We start from the raw sequence: 19,255 nt of genomic DNA, 5'->3' as shown, positions 1-19,255 counted from the left end.
AGTTTTTCTCCGGCGGCGCAGTCTCCTGTGCCTCTCAACCCGCTTCCCGTTGCCGGTGTTCCGTGTCGATGGAGGCGCATTATAGGGATCCCGTTTCAGAGCACAACCCTTTTTTTGGATCTTTTATCTGAACGGTTATAAATGATCCAGATTGATGAGATCACCAGCGATCCGGGTCAGAATTGGCTTGTCAGCTGTGTAAAATCGCATCAGGCTACAGTGAAAACAGAACAAAGGAGAACATGATGACTTCCGCCCTACGCCCCTATAAAGATCTTTTCCCGCAAACTGGCCAGCGCGTTATGGTCGATTCAAGCAGTGTTGTCGTTGGTGATGTGATTATGGAGGATGACGTCAGCATCTGGCCGCTTGTTGCGATCAGGGGTGACGTGAATCAGGTCCGGATCGGTGCCCGAACCAATGTGCAGGACGGCAGTGTTCTGCACGTTACGCATAAATCTGCCGCCAATCCGCAAGGCTTCCCTCTTATTATTGGCGAGGAGGTCACGGTCGGCCATAAAGCGATGCTGCACGGCTGTACCATTGGCGATCGCGTGCTGGTCGGAATGGGATCGATTTTGCTTGATGGCGTAATAGTAGAAGATGAGGTGATGATTGGTGCCGGCAGTCTGGTGCCGCCAGGTAAAAGACTGGAGAGTGGCTATCTCTATCTGGGGAGTCCGGTGAAGCAAATCAGGCCGCTTAATGACAGCGAAAAAGAAGGGTTACGCTATTCCGCTAACAACTATGTGGGCTGGAAAGATGATTACCTGGCTGACGCTAACCAGACCCAGCCCTGAGCATCAACGTTATCCTGACGGATAGCCTCTTCCGCCTCATCCTCCAGATCCCAGCGATGGTGCTGAAACAGCGCCATCGCCTCTCCTTCACCAAAACGTGATATCAACGACTCACAGCTGATTGCACAGTTCAGCCGCATGCCGTTGACCAGTACCGGGAAACAAACCGCCTTGAGTTCAGCATCATAGGCTTCATCATCAGGGAACTGTATCGCCTGATTCACGACTGCATGGCCTGCTTAAGCTGAGCAATGACCGGAGCAATGTCTGGCATTACTCCGTGCCATATATAGAAGGCATGAGCAGCCTGCCCCACCAGCATACCCAAACCATCTGCCAGATGATTCGTGCCATGCCCCTGACACCAGCGCAGGAAAGGCGTCAGCCCGCTTTGGTAAAACATGTCATAGCACTGCACGCCGGAATGGATCACGTCAGAAGGTAAAGGAGGCGTTTCTCCCTTCACACCGCTTGAAGTGGCATTAACGATCAGATCGAAGTGCTGACCCGTCAGCTGTTCAAAACGACATGCCCGGATAGGCCCATTCTCTCCAAACAGCGTCGCCAGCTCTTCAGCGCGTGCAGCTGTACGATTGACGACGGTCAGTGTCACGCCCGCTGAAAGCAATGGCAGAATGACGCCGCGAGCAGCCCCGCCCGCGCCCACCAGCAATACATTGTCGCCAGCGTTGATCATCTTAAGCCGCTCAAGGTCACTTAACAGGCCAATGCCATCCGTGTTGTCCCCCAGGATCTGACCATCACTGAGTTTTTTCACCGTGTTTACCGCGCCGGACAGGGCTGCACGTTCACTCAGCTGATCGGCAAACTCCCATGCCTGCTGTTTAAAAGGCAACGTCACATTGGCACCACGACCTCCCTGTTCAAAAAAGGCAGAGAGCGCCTGGGGAAAACCATCAATCGGGGCGCAGATGCGACCATAGCGATGTTCAATACCCGTCTGCTCAGCGAAAGCCTGATGGATCAGCGGAGATTTACTGTGGCTGATGGGATTACCGAAAACGGCGAATTGATCCATGAATTAACCCTGACGTATAAGTTCGCCGCTAATCACATCGCGGATTTCAGAGGGATTAAGGCGGCCACCGGTTTTTCCCGACAGAACCGGGAAGTGCTCACCAAACTGTTGCTTCACTTCTTCCGCCGTGCGGCAGGGAGGCAGACCCGACAGATTTGCGCTGGTTGAAACCAGCGGTTTACCAAATGCGCGGCAAAGCGCCTGCACATCGGGATGGTCACTGACGCGAATGGCCAGCGAATCAAACTGTCCGGTCAGCCAGCGAGGGGTTTGTGGTGGAACGGGGACGACAAAGGTCACAGGACCGGGCCAGCATGCAAACATCCGCTCACGCTGCATCACCGAAAGTTCGCGTGCGGAGATATAAGGTTCAAGCTGGGTGTAATCAGCGGCAATCAGGATAAGTCCCTTTTCTACCGGACGCTGTTTCAGCGCCAGCAAGGCCATGACGGCAGATTCACTGTCAGGGTCACAGCCCAGACCAAATACAGCTTCAGTTGGATAGGCGATGACCGCCTGACGATTCAGATGCGCTAAGCAATTTTCAAATGAATCGGCGAGGTGTTGATTTTCCATGATCTATGAATTCTCTTCAGCGATGGCTTTGCCACAACTCTTACTGGCACAGAATCGTTTAATGCCCTGCGCCGTCTTTTTTTCAACTAACAGTGGATACTCACAATAAGGACAGATTCCGGCAACGGGTGTCAGATTCACAACAAACTGGCAGGCGGGATAGCGATCGCAGGAGTGAAACGTTTTGCCGTAACGGGAACGCCGCTGAACTAACCGGCCTTCATGGCACTGAGGACAGGCCAGCGAGGTTTCATCCGGTTTATCGATGGTTTCGGTGTATCCGCATTCCGGATAGCAGCTGCAGCCGATAAACATGCCAAAACGTCCCTGCCGCAGCACTTTATCCGCACCACATTCTGGACAGGCGTGGCCTTCCAGCACTTTGACCACGTGGCCATCGGCCTGACCTTTTAAAGGTCGAATGTAGTCGCAAGCCGGGTAGTTCGCGCAGCCCAGAAAAGGACCATGTTTACCGGAGCGAATAACCAGTTCTGCCCCGCAAGCGGGGCAGGGATCCTGTTTACGCACGGTGAAGAGTGCAGCTTTACTCATAGCGATCAATGCATGAAAGGAAATTTAATGCAGCATACCTTCATTGACGTCGAATAGCAGTTCTTCCATCTGCTGATAGGCATTTTCACATCCCGGGATGTTGAACAACACCATCAGCACCACCCATTTGAGATCCTCCAGGTCAAACTCAGAGGTATCCAGCGCCATGATACGTTCGATGACCATTTCACGGGTTTCCAGGTTCAGCACCTGAATCTGCTCCAGGAACAGCAGAAAACCACGGCTATCAGCATCTAAACGCTTGCTCTCTTCGTCGGTATAGATACGCATGGAGAGCGGATCACTTGTCAGTAAAACTGGCTCAACCAGCCCTTCCTGATAATCAGCCAGTCTTTCCAGCCAGTTCAGCGCACTGTAAACATCTTCACGATGGAACCCGGCATCCGTCAGGTCGTCTGTCAATCTGTCCTGATCAACACCCATTTCTGCTTCGTTGTGGATATATGTCTCAAACAAATACATCAGTACGTCGAACATGGCATGCCCTCCTCAATCGGACATAGCCGCCGGGTACAGCTGCGATCCATCCTGCTAACTCCAGTTCCAGCAACTGAGCTGAGATAACTGGCACAGATTGGCCGGCACGTTCAGCGACAACGTCAACAGGTGTAACATCATCACCTACGTTAGCCAACACATCAGCAAATGGCAATGGAGCATCGTCACTCACCTCAGAATAAATTTCGTCGGCCTGTGTCGCTGGCAGCCAGTTCAGCGCACCAGCCAGATCTTCCACAATGTTATTGGGGTGGGCCACCAGCAGCGCACCCTGCTGAATCAGCCAGTTAACGCCTTCACTTAATGGATTGCCGATCGCGCCAGGTAAGGCATAGACATTGCGATTCTGCTCCAGCGCATAACGTGCCGTCACCAGTGAGCCACTCTTCAGCGAGGCTTCTACCACCAGCACCCCATGACTCAGACCGCTGATGATACGATTACGGCGTGGAAAATTCGCCGGATGCGGCAGGGTCGCCAGCGGAAATTCAGAAATCACAGCACCACCCTGCTCAACAATCTCTGCGGCAAGGTCGGCATGATTTTTAGGATAGAGATTTTGTAACCCACTGCCCAGCACAGCCACCGTTTTGCCCTTCACGTTGAGTGCTGCCTTATGTGCAACACCATCAATACCCCGGGCCAGTCCGCTGGTAATGGTCAGACCGCTGAGGCTTAAGTGCTGAGTAAACCAGTCGCACCAGTAACGGCCATTATGTGAACAGTTTCGACTCCCCACCACCGCTAACTGAGGAGTACTTATCACAGCAGGATCGCCATGAATATAGAGCAGTGGCGGAAAGCGGCTCGTTTCTTTGAGACGGGCTGGATAGGCCGCGTCCAGCGCAGTAATCAGATGATGAGCCGGACTCTGTGCCAGCCAGTCATACAATTCTGGAAGTTTTTTTGCACTGAAATCATAATATTGCTGGCGCTGACTGGCATCTAACCCTAATCGGATAAGCTGCTCCTTATCTGCTACCTGGCCACCTGTCTGCTGTGCGACGTCAATCCAGCGTTTCCCTGTCATTCCAGTGACGGCTGCCAGCCGCACATACTGCGCTATTTTGTCCATCTCAGACTCCCTGATCGCCCTTGCTTCCTGCTGCACAATGCTGTCAATCAGGCCTCGAAAAGTCTACAATATGAGGTAGTAATCTTTTCTTAACCGAATACAGATCTGGATATTTATGTCAGTTTTGCAGGTATTACATTTCCCTGACGAGCGTCTTCGCAAAGTCGCTGCGCCCGTTAAAGAAGTTAACGCAGACATTCAGCGTATCGTTGATGATATGTTCGAGACGATGTATGCCGAAGAAGGTATCGGTCTTGCCGCTACGCAGGTCGATATTCATCAGCGCATTATCGTGATTGATGTCTCTGAAAGTCGTGAAGAGCGTTTAGTTCTGATCAACCCTGAGCTGCTGGAAAAAAGCGGCGAAACCGGTATTGAAGAGGGTTGCCTCTCAATTCCGGAACAGCGCGCATTTGTTCCACGTGCCGAGCGGGTTAAAGTCCGTGCACTTGATCGTGACGGTAACAGTTTCGAGCTGGAAGCCAGCGAGTTACTGGCCATCTGTATCCAGCATGAGATCGATCATCTGGAAGGCAAACTGTTTATCGATTATCTGTCGCCTCTGAAGCGGCAACGAATCAAAACTAAGTTAGAGAAACTGGCGCGTCAGAACGCCCAGGCTTCCTGAGAACTTAAAAAGGGATACACGTGTCTGCCCCGCTAAAAATCATCTTTGCCGGCACACCTGACTTTGCAGCGCGTCATCTTGACGCGCTGCTTGCTTCTGAACATCAGGTTATCGGTGTATTCACCCAACCCGACCGCCCGGCGGGTCGCGGTAACAAATTAACCCCAGGCCCGGTCAAAACGCTGGCGATGGCACATGACATTCCTGTGTATCAGCCTAAGTCACTGCGACCGGAAGAGAATCAGCAGCTGGTTGCTGACCTTAAGGCTGATGTGATGGTTGTTGTAGCCTACGGATTAATTCTGCCAAAGGCCGTGCTTGATATGCCACGTCTGGGCTGCATCAACGTTCATGGTTCACTGCTGCCACGCTGGCGTGGAGCCGCACCGATTCAACGTGCTCTCTGGGCTGGCGACAGCGAAACCGGCGTGACCATCATGCAGATGGATGTGGGGCTGGACACCGGCGATATGCTGCACAAGCTTGCCTGTCCGATTACTGCTCAGGATACCAGTGCAACGCTATACGATAAGCTGGCTGAACTTGGACCACAGGGACTGCTGGATACGCTGACCTTACTGAGCACTCAGCAGGCTACACCTGAAAAACAGGATGAAGCGCTGGCCAACTATGCTGAGAAGCTCAGTAAAGAGGAAGCTCGTCTTGACTGGACACTCTCAGCAGAACAGCTTGAACGTTGTATTCGCGCGTTTAACCCGTGGCCGATGAGCTTTTTCACCATTGATGATCAACCGGTGAAAGTCTGGCAGGCAAGCGTTCTGCCTCACAGCGATCGTTCGCCGGGTGAAATTATTCATGCGGATAAACGTGGCATCCAGGTGGCGACCGCTCAGGGTGTACTGAATCTACTGCAGTTGCAGCCCGCCGGTAAAAAACCGATGTCGGCTCAGGATCTTCTCAACTCGCGCCGGGAATGGTTTGAACCTGGAACCCTTCTGGACTGACTCTCAGGCCCGGTCACTCACCGGGCCTTTTGTTTGATGACAAAACCCTATGACTAAATCAATCAACCTGCGTAGCCTCTCCGCCCAACTTATTGAGCGCGTTGTCGACAAGGGCGAATCCCTGAACACGGCACTGCCTGCCGCTCAGAAAAAACTCTCTGACAAAGATAGCGCGTTAGTGCAGGAGATCTGTTTTGGCGTGTTGCGTACATTACCGCAGCTTGAAGCGCTAATCGGTAAACTGATGGCGCGTCCCCTTACCGGTAAACAGCGGGTTCTGCACTATCTGATCATGGTCGGGCTTTACCAGCTGGAATATACACGCGTGCCTGCTCACGCCGCACTGGCAGAAACTGTCGCAGGGGCCGAAGTCCTGAAGCGCACCAGCCTGAAAGGCTTATTAAATGGTGTATTACGCCAGTTTCAGCGCCAGCGCGAAGAGCTGCTCGCAAGCATTCAGGATGGCCCGGAGCGGTATCTGCATCCGGGATGGCTGCTAAAGCGATTGCAGCATGCCTGGCCAGAACAGTGGCAGCAGATCGTCGAAGCCAATAACCAGCGTCCGCCGATGTGGTTGCGGGTTAACCAACAGCACCACGAACGTGATGCATGGCTGGCCCTGCTGGCTGAAACTGGCAGAAATGCACAGCCTGCTGACGATGTGCCGGATGCACTGCGGCTCGATGCCCCTGCTCCGGTCAGTCAGTTACCGGGCTTCGGGCAGGGTTGGGTGACCGTGCAGGATTTGTCCGCTCAGCGCTGTGCTTTGCTGCTTGAACCTCAAAACGGCGAACAGATTCTGGATCTATGCGCTGCACCCGGCGGTAAAACGACTCATATTCTCGAAATCGCGCCGGAAGCAGAAGTCATGGCCGTCGACGTAGATGCGCAGCGCCTTAAACGCGTTGAGGAAAATCTGCAGCGACTGGGCATGAAAGCAGATGTTAAACAGGGTGATGGACGGACGCCGCAGCAGTGGTGCGGTGATCGGCAGTTTGACCGAATTCTGCTGGATGCACCCTGCTCTGCTACCGGAGTGATCCGACGTCATCCAGACATCAAGTGGCTGCGTCGCGATCGTGATATCGCCGAGCTGGCAAAGCTTCAGTCTGAAATTCTTGATGCTGTCTGGCCGCACCTGAAACCAGGCGGCACGCTGATTTATGCTACCTGTTCCATCCTGCCTGAAGAGAATCATCAGCAGATAGATGCTTTCCTGCAGCGCCAGCACGATGCACAAGCCGTTTCCCTCAGGGATGCACCCGCGAATGGCCTACAGGTATTCCCGCAAGCCGAAGGCGGAGATGGTTTCTTCTACGCTAAGCTGATAAAGAAATCGGGTACAAACTGAGATGAGTATTGATAAGCGATGAAAATAATCATTCTGGGCGCAGGTCAGGTTGGCGGTACCCTGGCAGAAAATCTGGTCGGTGAAAACAACGATATCACGGTGGTGGATACCGACTCTTCTCGCCTGCGTCATCTGCAGGATAAATTCGATCTGCGCGTCGTACAGGGTCATGGTTCTCATCCGCGCATTTTGCGGGAGGCAGGCGCGGAAGATGCCGACATGCTGGTTGCCGTTACCAACTCCGACGAAACCAACATGATTGCCTGCCAGATTGCTTATTCGCTTTTCAACACGCCGAACCGTATCGCCCGGATTCGCGCGGCCGACTATCTGCGTGATGCGGACAAGTTATTTATTCCTGAAGCGGTGCCCATTGATCACCTGATCTCACCGGAACAGTTGGTGATCGAAAATATCTACCGTTTAATCCAGTATCCAGGCGCGTTGCAGGTGGTTAACTTTGCTGAGGGCAAAGTCAGCCTTGCGGTGGTGAAAGCCTATTATGGTGGACCACTGGTGGGCAATCCGCTCTCCATTATGCGTGAGCATATGCCACACATTGATACCCGAGTAGCCGCTATCTTTCGTCAGGACCGGCCCATTCGTCCGCAGGGATCAACCATTGTTGAAGCGGGTGATGAAGTCTTTTTCATCGCGGCCAGCCAGAATATTCGTGCCGTAATGAGCGAGATGCAACGGCTGGAGAAACCCTACAAGCGGATTATGCTGGTGGGTGGCGGTAACATTGGTTTCGGTCTGGCACAGCGTCTTGAGAAACATTACAGCGTTAAGCTGATTGAACGTAATGCTCAGCGCGCAGCCGAACTTGCAGAACATCTGCATGACACGGTAGTTTTTTATGGCGATGCGTCCGATCAGGAGTTGCTGGCGGAAGAGCACGTTGAGCAGGTTGATCTGTTTATTGCCGTCACCAATGATGATGAAGCCAACATCATGTCAGCCATGCTGGCAAAAAAGATGGGGGCGAAGAAAGTTATGGTGCTTATTCAGCGTCGTGCGTATGTCGATCTGGTGCAGGGCAGCGTCATCGATATTGCTATTTCACCTCAGCAGGCCACTATCTCTGCTCTGCTGGGCCATGTGCGCAAAGCAGATATCGTGGGTGTATCGTCACTGCGACGCGGTATTGCAGAGGCAATCGAAGCAATAGCGCATGGTGACGAATCCACTTCACGCGTGGTCGGCCGTTCAATTGATGATATCAAATTACCGCCAGGGACCATTATCGGCGCAGTGGTTCGCGGTGACGATGTGATGATTGCCAATGACAATCTGCGTATTGAACAAGGAGATCATGTCATCATGTTCCTCACCGACAAGAAATTTGTCTCAGACGTTGAACGTCTCTTTCAGCCAAGTCCATTTTTCCTGTAAATGCCGCATTTACAGGCATAAAAAGTACGAGACGCGTGAAAGTGCCGCTTAAATCGCTGAGTTGATGGCAAAAACAGTAAGGTTTGTTAAACTTTATGACATTGGCTTAGGCAAGGAGATAAGTATGAGTTTAATCAAAGAGTTTCGCGATTTCGCGATGCGCGGTAATGTGATGGATCTCGCCGTCGGTGTTATCATCGGTGCGGCCTTCGGGAAAATCGTTTCATCGCTGGTCGCCAACATCATTATGCCACCATTGGGCTTGCTGATCGGTGGTGTCGACTTTAAATCATTCCAGTGGGTACTTAAGCCCGCAGTTGGTGATGCGCCAGCCGTTGTAATGCAATACGGTATCTTCCTTCAGACCATCTTCGATTTCGTCATCATCGCTTTCGCAATCTTCATGGCGATCAAGTTAATGAACCGTCTGTATAAGAAAAAGGAAGTTGAAAAGCCCGTTGCGAAACCAACGAACGAAGAATTACTGCTGACTGAAATCCGCGATCTGCTTAAACAGCAAAACACGCGGGTATAGTTGATAAGCCGCCGCACAGGCGGTTTTTTTAACCGTAAAAGCAGAAGGGCAGTGATAAGACGCTTTCTTATCACTGCCCTCCCATCCAGTCCCCTTGCCATGTTTCTCTTTTCGCTTAAAACTGCCTTTACCTTTTTGCTTCTGCTCAATACGTTGCCGAAATAGCGGGTCGTGTAAGAGGGCCTGAATCGCGTTGTCGCGAATTTGCCCTTTGGTGTGCTGATATTTACTCATGACGCCTCCTGTTTATAAGGTCTGATACTTTATTCTTTTGCAGCAAAATAACAATATCCTTATTTGCTCAAAGCCTCTCCCCGCTCCAGTGCCTCAAGAATTGAGCACGAAACGCTAGTGTGGCTGTCTCCACAACAGGCATCCGAGAGATGTCGCAGAGAACGCTGCATCGTTTCTAATTCTGCGATCATTTGAGCAACTTCATACAGCCGTTTTTCAACGATCGCTTTTGATTCCTGACAGGTGTGATGCACAGGATCGACCCGGATCGAGAGCAGCTCTCTGATGGCTTCAAGGCTAAAGCCGAGTTTGCGCCCGTAGCGAATAAATTTCAGACGCTGAAGATCACTCTCGCTATAAAGTCGAAAACCGCCTTCTGTCCGACCATCATGATCCATCATCTGTTGTTTTTCATAGAAGCGAATCGTGTCTGGCGTGACATCTGCAAGCTTAGCTAGCTGGCCAATGCGAAACATTTACTTCTCCTCACGGAAATGATGCTGGATGGCTGTGGAATAACGGCCATGAAGAAAATCGGTACTCATACCTGCCTGACGTAATCTTAGCTCCAGAACCTGCAGCCGATGACAATGATCCTGATAGCGATGATCCTCTGGATCGAGCTGACAAATAAGATCGTTAACTTCCATGGCTTCGCGTCTTAACTCAAGTTCAGGCGGCAGAAATCCTGAATTTTTGAGCAACCGGTAACCTGCTCTTAATTCGGGCGGAACATGGCTGTCATCATCCAGCTGCAGTGGCTTACCTGAGCCAGGAAGATTACTCAGCTCGCCTTTTTCTAACGCTGCTTTGATATGCTGTTCAGCAAGTTCATCAACCAGCCACATAGTTAGCTCCTTTGAACATAAAAGACTACGTTCTAAGGTAATAAATTGCAGGCAATAAAAAACCCGCCGAAGCGGGTTTTTTACGTTGCTACAGATTACTCTGCAGCTGCTTCTGCTTGAGCTTCTGGACGATCAACGAGCTCGATGTAAGCCATCGGAGCGTTGTCACCAGCACGGAAGCCACACTTCAGAATACGAGTGTAACCACCGGCACGGCTCGCGAAACGCGGGCCTAACTCATTAAACAGTTTTGCCACGATCTCGTTATCACGAGTACGGGCGAATGCCAGACGACGATTAGCTACGCTGTCGGTCTTGGCAAGAGTAATCAGCGGCTCAACTACGCGACGCAGTTCTTTGGCTTTCGGCAGAGTCGTTTTGATGATCTCATGACGAACCAGAGAACCGGCCATGTTGCGGAACATAGCCTGACGATGGCTGCTGTTGCGGTTCAGTTGACGACCACTCTTACGATGGCGCATGACCTTATCCTTCTCAGTGAAACCTTAACCTGTGATCTGATTATTCATCAGCAATGCTTGCTGGCGGCCAGTTCTCAAGGCGCATGCCCAGAGAAAGACCACGCGAAGCCAGCACATCTTTAATCTCGGTAAGAGATTTTTTACCAAGGTTAGGCGTTTTAAGCAGCTCAACCTCGGTACGCTGTACCAGATCACCGATGTAGTGGATAGCTTCTGCCTTAAGGCAGTTAGCAGAGCGGACAGTCAATTCCAGATCGTCAACAGGGCGCAGCAGGATCGGATCGAATTCTGGTTTCTCTTCTTTAACTTCCGGCTGACGTACATCACGTAAGTCAACGAAAGCTTCAAGTTGTTCAGCCAGAATGGTTGCCGCACGACGAATCGCCTCTTCAGGATCGATTGTGCCGTTGGTTTCCATTTCGATGACCAGCTTGTCCAGGTCGGTGCGCTGCTCTACACGCGCTGCTTCAACATTGTAGGCAATACGGTCTACAGGGCTGTAGCAAGCGTCAACTAACAGGCGGCCGATTGGGCGCTCATCTTCTTCCGAATGAATTCGGGCAGAAGCCGGCACATAGCCACGTCCACGCTGAACTTTGATACGCATGCTGATAGCAGCGTTCTCATCGGTCAGATGGCAAATGACATGCTGAGGCTTGACGATTTCGACATCACCATCATGGGTAATGTCGGCTGCAGTCACAGGGCCAATGCCAGATTTATTCAGGGTCAGAATAACTTCATCTTTACCCTGAACTCTTACCGCCAGCCCTTTCAGGTTGAGCAGGATTTCCAGGATATCTTCCTGTACGCCCTCTTTGGTGCTGTACTCATGAAGTACACCATCAATTTCAACCTCGGTCACCGCGCAACCCGGCATGGATGAAAGCAGAATACGGCGCAGTGCGTTACCAAGAGTATGGCCAAAGCCACGCTCTAAAGGCTCAAGGGTCACCTTGGCGTGCGTCGAACTCACTTGCTCGATATCTACCAGGCGCGGTTTTAGAAACTCTGTCACAGAACCCTGCATTGTGTCCTCTCTTTGGTACTAAGCCTTACTTGGAGTAAAGCTCGACGATCAGGTGTTCGTTAATGTCCGCAGACAGATCAGTACGTTCAGGAATACGCTTGAACACACCTTCCATCTTAGTCGCATCAACTTCCAGCCAGGTTGGCTTTTCACGCTGCTCAGCCAGCTCCAGAGCGGCCTTCACGCGAGATTGCTTTTTGGCTTTCTCACGGATGCTAACGACATCATTCGGAGATACCTGATAAGAAGCGATGTTAACAACGCGGCCATTTACCAGAACAGACTTATGGCTCACCAGCTGACGTGCTTCTGCACGAGTGGCACCAAAGCCCATACGATAAACTACGTTGTCCAGACGACCTTCCAGCAGAGCCAACAGGTTTTCACCGGTGTTGCCTTTCAGACGAGCTGCTTCTTTATAATAGTTACGGAACTGACGCTCCAGCACGCCGTAGATACGACGAACTTTCTGCTTTTCACGTAACTGACCGCCGTAATCAGACAGACGCGGTTTACGCGCACCATGCTGACCAGGGGCTTGTTCAATCTTACACTTGGAATCAATCGCGCGAACGCCAGACTTAAGGAATAAGTCAGTGCCCTCACGACGGCTCAGCTTGAGCTTAGGACCCAAATATCTTGCCATTTTCTTTCTCCAACTATCCTAAAAAAACGGGCGTTATACGCGACGTTTTTTCGGCGGACGACAACCGTTATGAGGGATCGGAGTCACATCAGTAATATTAGTGATGCGGAAACCAGCGGCGTTCAAAGCACGAATCGTAGATTCGCGTCCTGGACCCGGACCCTTTACCATAACTTCCAGGTTCTTAATTCCGTAATCTTTTACCGCTTCTGCACAGCGCTCTGCAGCGACCTGAGCAGCAAACGGAGTGGATTTACGTGAACCGCGGAAACCGGAACCACCGGCGGTTGCCCAACCCAGTGCGTTACCCTGACGATCAGTAATGGTAACGATGGTGTTGTTAAAAGAAGCATGGACATGAGCCACGCCATCTGAGACTTGTTTTCTTACACGCTTGCGTGCACGAACTGGTGCCTTTGCCATTATTTACTCACCCCGATTATTTCTTGATCGGTTTACGCGGACCCTTACGGGTACGTGCGTTGGTCTTAGTACGCTGACCGCGAACCGGAAGACCACGACGATGGCGCAAACCACGGTAGCAACCAAGGTCCATAAGACGCTTGATGCTCAGGGTGATTTCACGGCGCAGATCACCTTCTACAACGAATTTCGCAACTGCATCACGCAGCTGATCAATTTGTTCTTCAGACAGCTCACTGATCTTAACATTTTCAGCAATACCCGTTGAAGCGCAGATGGCTTTTGAACGGGTTTTACCGATACCGAAGATCGAAGTTAATGCGATAACGGTATGTTTTTGATCAGGAATGTTAATGCCTGCTATACGGGCCACTATGCACTCCTATAATTAAACAAGCACGTCCCATGCTGAAAAGCCCGTTTTCAGGATACTCAAATGGAAACGCACTGACATACAAAAGATTGGCTGGCTAATCTAGCCAGCTCAACCCGACTTTGCAAGAAAAATATGTGACAAAATCAGCCTTGGCGCTGTTTATGCTTAGGCTCGGCGCTACAAATCACACGGACGACACCGTCGCGACGAATGATTTTGCAGTTACGACATAATTTCTTGACGGAAGCACGAACTTTCATTTTTACTCTCCGTAACTTCTCAACCAACTGAATTAACGGCCGTAGCCTTTCAGGTTAGCTTTCTTCAGTGCCGACTCGTACTGACTTGACATCATCAGAGTTTGCACTTGAGCCATAAAGTCCATGATGACGACAACTACGATAAGCAGTGACGTACCGCCAAAGTAGAAGGGAACCTTCATCGCATCACGCATGAACTCCGGGATAAGGCAGATAAACGTAATATACAGGGCGCCGATTAAGGTCAGTCGCGTCATTACTTTATCAATATACTTCGCCGTTTGCTCTCCCGGACGAATTCCCGGTACGAATGCACCAGACTTCTTCAGGTTATCTGCTGTTTCACGTGGGTTGAAAACCAACGCCGTATAGAAGAAACAGAAGAAGATGATTGCAGTCGCATAGAGTAGCACATAAAGCGGCTGTCCTGGCTGCAAATACAGCGAAATTGTTGTCAGCCAGTTCCAACCGGTACCGCCCCCAAACCACGATGCAATCGTTGCCGGGAACAGAATAATGCTGGAAGCGAAGATAGCTGGAATAACACCCGCCATGTTCACTTTCAACGGTAAATGTGTGCTCTGTGCAGCGTAAACGCGACGACCCTGCTGACGTTTTGCGTAGTTCACCACAATGCGGCGTTGACCACGTTCAACGAAGATAACAAAGAAGGTCACTGCGAATACGAGTACTGCAACCAACAGCAACAGAAGGAAGTGCAGGTCGCCTTGCCGCGCTTGCTCGATGGTATGGCCAATGGCCGGCGGGAGACCCGCAACAATACCTGCGAAGATAATGATCGAAATACCGTTACCGATACCACGTTCAGTAATCTGTTCGCCCAGCCACATCAGGAACATCGTTCCCGAGACCAGACTCACAACAGCGGTAAAGTAGAAAGCAAAGCCTGGATTCATTACCAGGCCTTGCATCCCTGGCATATTCGGCAGACCGGTAGCAATACCGATCGACTGGAATATGGCCAATACCAACGTACCGTATCGGGTGTACTGGCTAATCTTACGACGGCCAGCCTCCCCTTCTTTCTTAATTTCCGCTAACGCTGGGTGAACCACCGTTAATAACTGGATAATAATCGATGCCGAAATATACGGCATGATGCCCAGTGCGAAAATAGAAGCACGGCTGAGAGCACCACCAGAGAACATGTTAAACATTTCAATGATGGTGCCACGCTGTTGCTCAAGCAGTTTGGCAAGTACAGTGGCATCAATACCAGGGATTGGAATAAAAGAGCCAATACGGAAGACAATGAGTGCGCCGATTACAAACAGCAGTCTGCGTTTCAGCTCACCAAAGCCACCTTTGGCACTTTGAAAATCTAATCCTGGTTGTTTAGCCATCTGCTACTTATTCCTCGATTTTACCGCCAGCAGCTTCGATTGCAGCACGTGCACCTTTGGTGACACGCAGACCGCGAACCGTTACCGGTGTAGAAACTTCACCAGACAGAATTACTTTAACGAATTCAATCTGAACACCGACAATGTTGGCTGCTTTCAGCGCGTTCAGGTCGACGATACCGCCTTCAACTTTCGCCAGATCAGACAGACGAATCTCTGTGGTGATCATTGCTTTGCGAGAGGTGAAACCGAACTTCGGCAGACGACGGTACAGAGGCATCTGACCACCTTCGAAACCGCGACGTACGCCACCGCCAGAACGTGAGTTCTGACCTTTGTGACCACGACCACCGGTTTTTCCGAGGCCAGAACCGATACCACGACCCAGACGCTTGGTAGCGTGCTTAGACCCTTCGGCCGGAGACAGAGTATTTAAACGCATCTCTTACTCCTCCACTTTAACCATATAGGAAACCGCGTTGACCATACCGCGTACTGCTGGCGTGTCTTCACGCTCAACGGTGTGGCCAATACGACGCAGACCCAGGCCAACCAGAGTGGCTTTATGCTTAGGCAAGCGGCCGATTGAACTACGGGTTTGAGTGATTTTAATAGTCTTAGCCATCGTGATTACCCCAGAATTTCTTCAACGGATTTACCACGCTTAGCAGCGACCATTTCCGGAGATTTCATATTGCCCAGGCCATCGATAGTTGCACGAACCACGTTAATCGGGTTTGTAGAACCATACGCTTTTGCCAGTACGTTATGAACTCCAGCGACTTCCAGAACGGCGCGCATTGCACCACCGGCAATAATACCGGTACCTTCTGAAGCCGGCTGCATGAACACGCGGGAACCCGTGTGTGCACCTTTAACTGGGTGCTGCAGGGTGCCGTTGGTCAGCGCGACGTTAACCATGTTGCGACGGGCTTTCTCCATCGCTTTCTGGATCGCTGCTGGAACTTCACGCGCTTTACCGTAACCAAAACCTACGCGACCATTACCATCGCCTACCACAGTCAGTGCTGTGAAGGAGAAGATACGACCACCTTTAACAGTTTTAGAAACACGGTTTACCGCGATCAGTTTTTCCTGCAGTTCGCCAGCTTGTTTCTCGATGTGTGCCATCTTAGACCTCTACCTTAGAACTGAAGGCCAGCTTCACGGGCAGCATCTGCCAGTGCCTGGACGCGACCATGATATTGGAAACCGGAACGGTCGAAAGAAACACCAGTGATGCCTTTTTCGATTGCGCGTTCTGCGATAGCTTTACCTACTGCAGCTGCGGCTTCTTTATTACCGGTATACTTCAGTTGTTCAGTGATAGCTTTTTCTACAGTAGAAGCAGCGACCAGAACTTCGGAACCGTTCGGGGCGATTACCTGTGCGTAAATATGACGCGGGGTACGATGTACCACCAGGCGAGTAGCACCCAGCTCTTTGAGCTTGCGACGTGCACGGGTCGCACGACGGATACGAGCAGATTTCTTATCCATAGTGTTACCTTACTTCTTCTTAGCCTCTTTGGTACGCACGACTTCGTCGGCGTAACGGACACCCTTGCCTTTATAAGGCTCAGGACGACGGTAGGCGCGCAGGTCCGCTGCAACCTGACCAATCAGCTGTTTATCAGCGCCTTTCAGCACGATCTCAGTCTGAGTTGGACATTCTGCAGTGATACCCGCGGGCAGCTGGTGATCGACTGGATGAGAAAAGCCCAGAGACAGGTTGACCACGTCGCCTTTAACGGCTGCACGATAACCTACACCAACCAGCTGCAGCTTCTTAGTGAAGCCTTCGGTAACACCGATAACCATTGCGTTCAGCAGCGCGCGAGAAGTACCCGCCTGCGCCCAGCCGTCAACGAAACCTTCGCGCGGAGCGAAAGTCAGAGCGTTGTCAGCATGCTTAACTTCAACAGCATCATTGATAGTACGAGTCAGCTCGCCGTTTTTACCTTTAATCGAAATTACCTGACCGTTGAGTTTTACCTCTACGCCGGCAGGAACAACGACAGGTGCTTTAGCAACACGAGACATATGTATCCTCCGATTACGCTACGTAGCAGATAATTTCGCCACCAAGACCTGCCTGGCGCGCTGCACGATCAGTCATGACACCTTTAGATGTAGAAACTACAGCGATGCCCATACCGGCCATTACCTTTGGCAGCTCATCTTTTTTCTTATAGATGCGCAGACCAGGACGGCTTACTCGCTGAATGCTTTCTACAACAGCTTTGCCTTGGAAATACTTGAGAGTAAGTTCCAGTTCCAGCTTGATGTCGCCTTCGATTTTGAAATCTTCAATATATCCTTCTTCCTTCAGAACGTTGGCAATTGCCAATTTCAGCTTGGAGGAAGGCATGGTGACCGCAACTTTGTTTGCGGCCTGACCGTTACGGATACGGGTCAGCATATCCGCGATCGGATCTTGCATGCTCATCTGTGTTACTCCCGTGATTCAATTGGTGACAATTACCAGCTAGCCTTTTTCAGGCCCGGGATTTCACCGCGCATGGCGGCTTCGCGGACCTTGATACGGCTCAACCCAAACTTCCGCAGGAAACCGTGCGGACGACCTGTTTGACGGCAGCGGTTACGCTGACGCGAAGGGCTGGAATCACGCGGCAGACTCTGCAGCTTCAGAACAGCATCCCAACGATCTTCGTCGGAAGCGTTCACATCAGAGATGATCGCTTTCAGTTCAGCGCGTTTAGCGAAGAATTTGTCTGCTAATTTTGCACGCTTAACTTCGCGTGCTTTCATAGATTGCTTAGCCATTAAGTAACCCTACCTTACTTACGGAACGGGAAGTCAAAGGCAGCCAGCAGAGCACGGCCTTCATCATCAGATTTCGCAGTAGTGGTAATGGTGATATCCAAACCACGAACGCGATCGACTTTGTCGTAGTCGATTTCTGGGAAGATGATCTGCTCACGTACACCCATGCTGTAGTTGCCACGACCATCGAATGACTTAGCGGACAAGCCACGGAAGTCACGGATACGTGGAACAGCAATGGTGACCAGACGCTCAAAGAACTCCCACATGCGCTCGCCACGCAGAGTTACTTTACAGCCGATCGGATAGCCCTGACGGATTTTGAAGCCTGCAACTGATTTGCGTGCTTTGGTGACCAGCGGTTTTTGACCGGAGATTGCTGCCAGGTCAGCTGCTGCGTTATCCAGCAGTTTCTTGTCAGCGATCGCTTCACCAACACCCATGTTCAGGGTGATCTTCTCGACCCGAGGGACTTGCATGACAGAATTGTAGCCAAACTCTGTCATGAGTTTCTGGACTACTTCGTCTTTGTAGTAATCATGCAGTTTCGCCATCGTACTACTCCAAATTACTTGATAGTTTCGCTGTTAGACTTGAAGAAACGGACTTTTTTGCCGTCTTCGAATCTAAAGCCTACACGGTCAGCCTTACCAGTTGCCGCGTTGAACAGTGCAACGTTAGAAACCTGAATAGCAGCTTCTTTTTCAACGATGCCACCTGGTTGGTTCAGGGCCGGGACCGGCTTCTGATGTTTCTTAACCAGGTTGATACCTTCAACGATGACCTTACCAGAAGACAGGACATTCTTAACTTTACCGCGCTTACCTTTATCTTTACCGGTTAACACGATAACTTCGTCGTTACGACGGATTTTAGCTGCCATTGTTCGCTCCTTAGAGTACTTCTGGTGCCAGAGAGATAATTTTCATGAACTTTTCAGTACGAAGTTCACGAGTTACCGGCCCAAAAATACGCGTACCGATAGGCTGCTCACTGTTATTGTTCAGAATAACGCATGCATTACCATCGAAGCGAATGACAGAACCGTCCGGGCGACGAACACCCTTCCTGGTGCGCACCACTACCGCCTTCAGGACATCACCTTTTTTGACTTTACCACGAGGAATTGCTTCCTTGATGGTAACTTTGATGATGTCACCGACGCCTGCGTAGCGACGGTGCGAGCCACCCAGAACCTTGATACACATTACGCGACGTGCACCGGAGTTGTCGGCGACGTTCAGCATAGTCTGTTCTTGGATCATTTTAGTGCTCCGCTAATGTCAACTACTACTTCGGGACCTAAACCTCAGGTCGTTAGAAAGCCCCATAATTGAGGGCGCGGCATTGTAACACCGGTTCTCACAGATG

General features: G+C 51.1%; 32 protein-coding genes. 6 read left to right on the top strand and 26 right to left on the bottom strand.

What is annotated here, in order from left to right; genetic code table 11:
• Nucleotides 1-245 precede the first annotated feature (245 nt).
• Nucleotides 246-800, top strand: coding sequence for a gamma carbonic anhydrase family protein (locus tag KTJ90_RS02285; RefSeq protein ID WP_003852332.1), 555 nt, complete (start codon nucleotides 246-248; stop codon nucleotides 798-800).
• Here KTJ90_RS02285 and KTJ90_RS02280 read toward each other — a convergent pair.
• The 6 genes from KTJ90_RS02280 to dprA are packed head-to-tail and all read right to left on the bottom strand — an operon-like array spanning nucleotide 767 to nucleotide 4,561.
• Nucleotides 767-1,024 carry a DUF1488 family protein gene (locus tag KTJ90_RS02280; RefSeq protein WP_003852334.1) on the bottom strand — a complete coding sequence of 86 codons (258 nt, stop codon included), beginning with the start codon at nucleotides 1,022-1,024 and terminating at the stop codon, nucleotides 767-769. The genes KTJ90_RS02285 and KTJ90_RS02280 overlap by 34 nt on opposite strands.
• Nucleotides 1,021-1,839 carry a shikimate dehydrogenase gene (gene aroE, locus KTJ90_RS02275; RefSeq protein ID WP_078805339.1) on the bottom strand — a complete coding sequence of 273 codons (819 nt, stop codon included), beginning with the start codon at nucleotides 1,837-1,839 and terminating at the stop codon, nucleotides 1,021-1,023. Before aroE ends, KTJ90_RS02280 begins: the two co-directional genes overlap by 4 nt.
• A gap of 3 nt (nucleotides 1,840-1,842) precedes the next feature.
• Nucleotides 1,843-2,415, bottom strand: coding sequence for an L-threonylcarbamoyladenylate synthase type 1 TsaC (gene tsaC / locus KTJ90_RS02270; protein ID WP_003852339.1), 573 nt, complete (start codon nucleotides 2,413-2,415; stop codon nucleotides 1,843-1,845).
• Nucleotides 2,416-2,418: 3 nt separating this feature from the next.
• On the bottom strand, nucleotides 2,419-2,967 hold the full coding sequence (locus KTJ90_RS02265; RefSeq protein WP_003852341.1) for a DNA topoisomerase family protein: 549 nt from the start codon (nucleotides 2,965-2,967) through the stop codon (nucleotides 2,419-2,421).
• A gap of 24 nt (nucleotides 2,968-2,991) precedes the next feature.
• Nucleotides 2,992-3,465, bottom strand: coding sequence for a DUF494 family protein Smg (gene smg, locus KTJ90_RS02260; RefSeq protein ID WP_003852344.1), 474 nt, complete (start codon nucleotides 3,463-3,465; stop codon nucleotides 2,992-2,994).
• Nucleotides 3,437-4,561 carry a DNA-protecting protein DprA gene (gene dprA / locus KTJ90_RS02255; RefSeq protein WP_008927125.1) on the bottom strand — a complete coding sequence of 375 codons (1,125 nt, stop codon included), beginning with the start codon at nucleotides 4,559-4,561 and terminating at the stop codon, nucleotides 3,437-3,439. The genes smg and dprA overlap by 29 nt, the downstream gene beginning before the upstream one ends.
• A 115-nt stretch (nucleotides 4,562-4,676) precedes the next feature.
• Between dprA and def the strand changes: the two genes are divergently transcribed.
• From def to mscL, 5 genes are all read left to right on the top strand, one after another.
• Nucleotides 4,677-5,189, top strand: a complete 513-nt coding sequence (gene def / locus KTJ90_RS02250; RefSeq protein ID WP_003852348.1) for a peptide deformylase — start codon at nucleotides 4,677-4,679, stop codon at nucleotides 5,187-5,189.
• A gap of 20 nt (nucleotides 5,190-5,209) precedes the next feature.
• Entirely contained in the window at nucleotides 5,210-6,154 is a 945-nt protein-coding gene (gene fmt, locus KTJ90_RS02245; protein WP_110410954.1) for a methionyl-tRNA formyltransferase, read from the top strand.
• 49 nt (nucleotides 6,155-6,203) lie between these two features.
• Nucleotides 6,204-7,505, top strand: a complete 1,302-nt coding sequence (gene rsmB, locus KTJ90_RS02240) for a 16S rRNA (cytosine(967)-C(5))-methyltransferase (protein WP_499025906.1) — start codon at nucleotides 6,204-6,206, stop codon at nucleotides 7,503-7,505.
• Nucleotides 7,506-7,523: 18 nt separating this feature from the next.
• Nucleotides 7,524-8,900 carry a Trk system potassium transporter TrkA gene (gene trkA / locus KTJ90_RS02235; RefSeq protein ID WP_008927128.1) on the top strand — a complete coding sequence of 459 codons (1,377 nt, stop codon included), beginning with the start codon at nucleotides 7,524-7,526 and terminating at the stop codon, nucleotides 8,898-8,900.
• A gap of 124 nt (nucleotides 8,901-9,024) precedes the next feature.
• Entirely contained in the window at nucleotides 9,025-9,435 is a 411-nt protein-coding gene (gene mscL, locus KTJ90_RS02230) for a large-conductance mechanosensitive channel protein MscL (protein WP_003852356.1), read from the top strand.
• On the opposite strand, the gene KTJ90_RS02225 is transcribed toward mscL, so the two are convergent.
• The 20 genes from KTJ90_RS02225 to rplN form a co-directional block, all read right to left on the bottom strand.
• Complete coding sequence (locus KTJ90_RS02225) at nucleotides 9,382-9,669, bottom strand: alternative ribosome-rescue factor A (protein ID WP_008927129.1); 288 nt, start codon at nucleotides 9,667-9,669, stop codon at nucleotides 9,382-9,384. The two genes, mscL and KTJ90_RS02225, sit on opposite strands and share 54 nt — an antisense overlap.
• Before the next feature lie 59 nt (nucleotides 9,670-9,728).
• Nucleotides 9,729-10,145 (bottom strand): Zn(2+)-responsive transcriptional regulator, encoded by a 417-nt coding sequence (gene zntR / locus KTJ90_RS02220; RefSeq protein WP_003852359.1) that lies wholly within the window; start codon nucleotides 10,143-10,145, stop codon nucleotides 9,729-9,731.
• Entirely contained in the window at nucleotides 10,146-10,517 is a 372-nt protein-coding gene (locus tag KTJ90_RS02215) for a DnaJ family domain-containing protein (RefSeq protein ID WP_008927130.1), read from the bottom strand.
• A gap of 95 nt (nucleotides 10,518-10,612) precedes the next feature.
• A complete protein-coding gene (rplQ, locus tag KTJ90_RS02210) occupies nucleotides 10,613-10,999 on the bottom strand; it encodes a 50S ribosomal protein L17 (RefSeq protein ID WP_003850180.1) in 387 nt (128 codons plus the stop codon).
• A gap of 40 nt (nucleotides 11,000-11,039) precedes the next feature.
• Nucleotides 11,040-12,029 (bottom strand): DNA-directed RNA polymerase subunit alpha, encoded by a 990-nt coding sequence (locus KTJ90_RS02205; protein ID WP_003850179.1) that lies wholly within the window; start codon nucleotides 12,027-12,029, stop codon nucleotides 11,040-11,042.
• A 25-nt stretch (nucleotides 12,030-12,054) separates the two neighbouring features.
• Complete coding sequence (gene rpsD / locus KTJ90_RS02200; RefSeq protein ID WP_008927131.1) at nucleotides 12,055-12,675, bottom strand: 30S ribosomal protein S4; 621 nt, start codon at nucleotides 12,673-12,675, stop codon at nucleotides 12,055-12,057.
• 33 nt (nucleotides 12,676-12,708) lie between these two features.
• Entirely contained in the window at nucleotides 12,709-13,098 is a 390-nt protein-coding gene (gene rpsK / locus KTJ90_RS02195; RefSeq protein WP_004160563.1) for a 30S ribosomal protein S11, read from the bottom strand.
• 16 nt (nucleotides 13,099-13,114) lie between these two features.
• Nucleotides 13,115-13,471, bottom strand: coding sequence for a 30S ribosomal protein S13 (gene rpsM, locus KTJ90_RS02190; protein ID WP_003850176.1), 357 nt, complete (start codon nucleotides 13,469-13,471; stop codon nucleotides 13,115-13,117).
• A 146-nt stretch (nucleotides 13,472-13,617) separates the two neighbouring features.
• Nucleotides 13,618-13,734, bottom strand: coding sequence for a 50S ribosomal protein L36 (rpmJ, locus tag KTJ90_RS02185; RefSeq protein WP_004160566.1), 117 nt, complete (start codon nucleotides 13,732-13,734; stop codon nucleotides 13,618-13,620).
• Nucleotides 13,735-13,766: 32 nt separating this feature from the next.
• The gene (gene secY / locus KTJ90_RS02180; protein ID WP_003850175.1) at nucleotides 13,767-15,098 is read right to left on the bottom strand and encodes a preprotein translocase subunit SecY; all 1,332 of its coding nucleotides are present in this window, start codon (nucleotides 15,096-15,098) and stop codon (nucleotides 13,767-13,769) included.
• Between the two features lie 7 nt (nucleotides 15,099-15,105).
• Nucleotides 15,106-15,540 (bottom strand): 50S ribosomal protein L15, encoded by a 435-nt coding sequence (gene rplO, locus KTJ90_RS02175; RefSeq protein ID WP_003850168.1) that lies wholly within the window; start codon nucleotides 15,538-15,540, stop codon nucleotides 15,106-15,108.
• A 3-nt stretch (nucleotides 15,541-15,543) separates the two neighbouring features.
• A complete protein-coding gene (gene rpmD / locus KTJ90_RS02170; protein ID WP_003850166.1) occupies nucleotides 15,544-15,723 on the bottom strand; it encodes a 50S ribosomal protein L30 in 180 nt (59 codons plus the stop codon).
• Nucleotides 15,724-15,728: 5 nt separating this feature from the next.
• Nucleotides 15,729-16,229 (bottom strand): 30S ribosomal protein S5, encoded by a 501-nt coding sequence (gene rpsE / locus KTJ90_RS02165; protein WP_003850164.1) that lies wholly within the window; start codon nucleotides 16,227-16,229, stop codon nucleotides 15,729-15,731.
• A 14-nt stretch (nucleotides 16,230-16,243) separates the two neighbouring features.
• Nucleotides 16,244-16,597, bottom strand: coding sequence for a 50S ribosomal protein L18 (rplR, locus tag KTJ90_RS02160; protein WP_003850163.1), 354 nt, complete (start codon nucleotides 16,595-16,597; stop codon nucleotides 16,244-16,246).
• Between the two features lie 9 nt (nucleotides 16,598-16,606).
• Nucleotides 16,607-17,140 (bottom strand): 50S ribosomal protein L6, encoded by a 534-nt coding sequence (gene rplF, locus KTJ90_RS02155; RefSeq protein WP_003850161.1) that lies wholly within the window; start codon nucleotides 17,138-17,140, stop codon nucleotides 16,607-16,609.
• A 13-nt stretch (nucleotides 17,141-17,153) separates the two neighbouring features.
• A complete protein-coding gene (gene rpsH, locus KTJ90_RS02150; RefSeq protein WP_003850158.1) occupies nucleotides 17,154-17,546 on the bottom strand; it encodes a 30S ribosomal protein S8 in 393 nt (130 codons plus the stop codon).
• A 32-nt stretch (nucleotides 17,547-17,578) separates the two neighbouring features.
• Nucleotides 17,579-17,884 carry a 30S ribosomal protein S14 gene (gene rpsN, locus KTJ90_RS02145; RefSeq protein WP_008927132.1) on the bottom strand — a complete coding sequence of 102 codons (306 nt, stop codon included), beginning with the start codon at nucleotides 17,882-17,884 and terminating at the stop codon, nucleotides 17,579-17,581.
• 14 nt (nucleotides 17,885-17,898) lie between these two features.
• The gene (gene rplE, locus KTJ90_RS02140; protein WP_003850155.1) at nucleotides 17,899-18,438 is read right to left on the bottom strand and encodes a 50S ribosomal protein L5; all 540 of its coding nucleotides are present in this window, start codon (nucleotides 18,436-18,438) and stop codon (nucleotides 17,899-17,901) included.
• Nucleotides 18,439-18,452: 14 nt separating this feature from the next.
• A complete protein-coding gene (gene rplX, locus KTJ90_RS02135) occupies nucleotides 18,453-18,767 on the bottom strand; it encodes a 50S ribosomal protein L24 (RefSeq protein WP_003850150.1) in 315 nt (104 codons plus the stop codon).
• Between the two features lie 10 nt (nucleotides 18,768-18,777).
• On the bottom strand, nucleotides 18,778-19,149 hold the full coding sequence (rplN, locus tag KTJ90_RS02130) for a 50S ribosomal protein L14 (RefSeq protein WP_006120590.1): 372 nt from the start codon (nucleotides 19,147-19,149) through the stop codon (nucleotides 18,778-18,780).
• Between the last annotated feature and the right edge of the window lie 106 nt (nucleotides 19,150-19,255).

It is taken from the genome of Pantoea jilinensis (genome assembly GCF_019104105.1).
Classification (GTDB): Bacteria; Pseudomonadota; Gammaproteobacteria; order Enterobacterales; family Enterobacteriaceae; genus Pantoea; species Pantoea eucalypti.
This window is presented reverse-complemented; position numbering and strand designations above follow the sequence as displayed.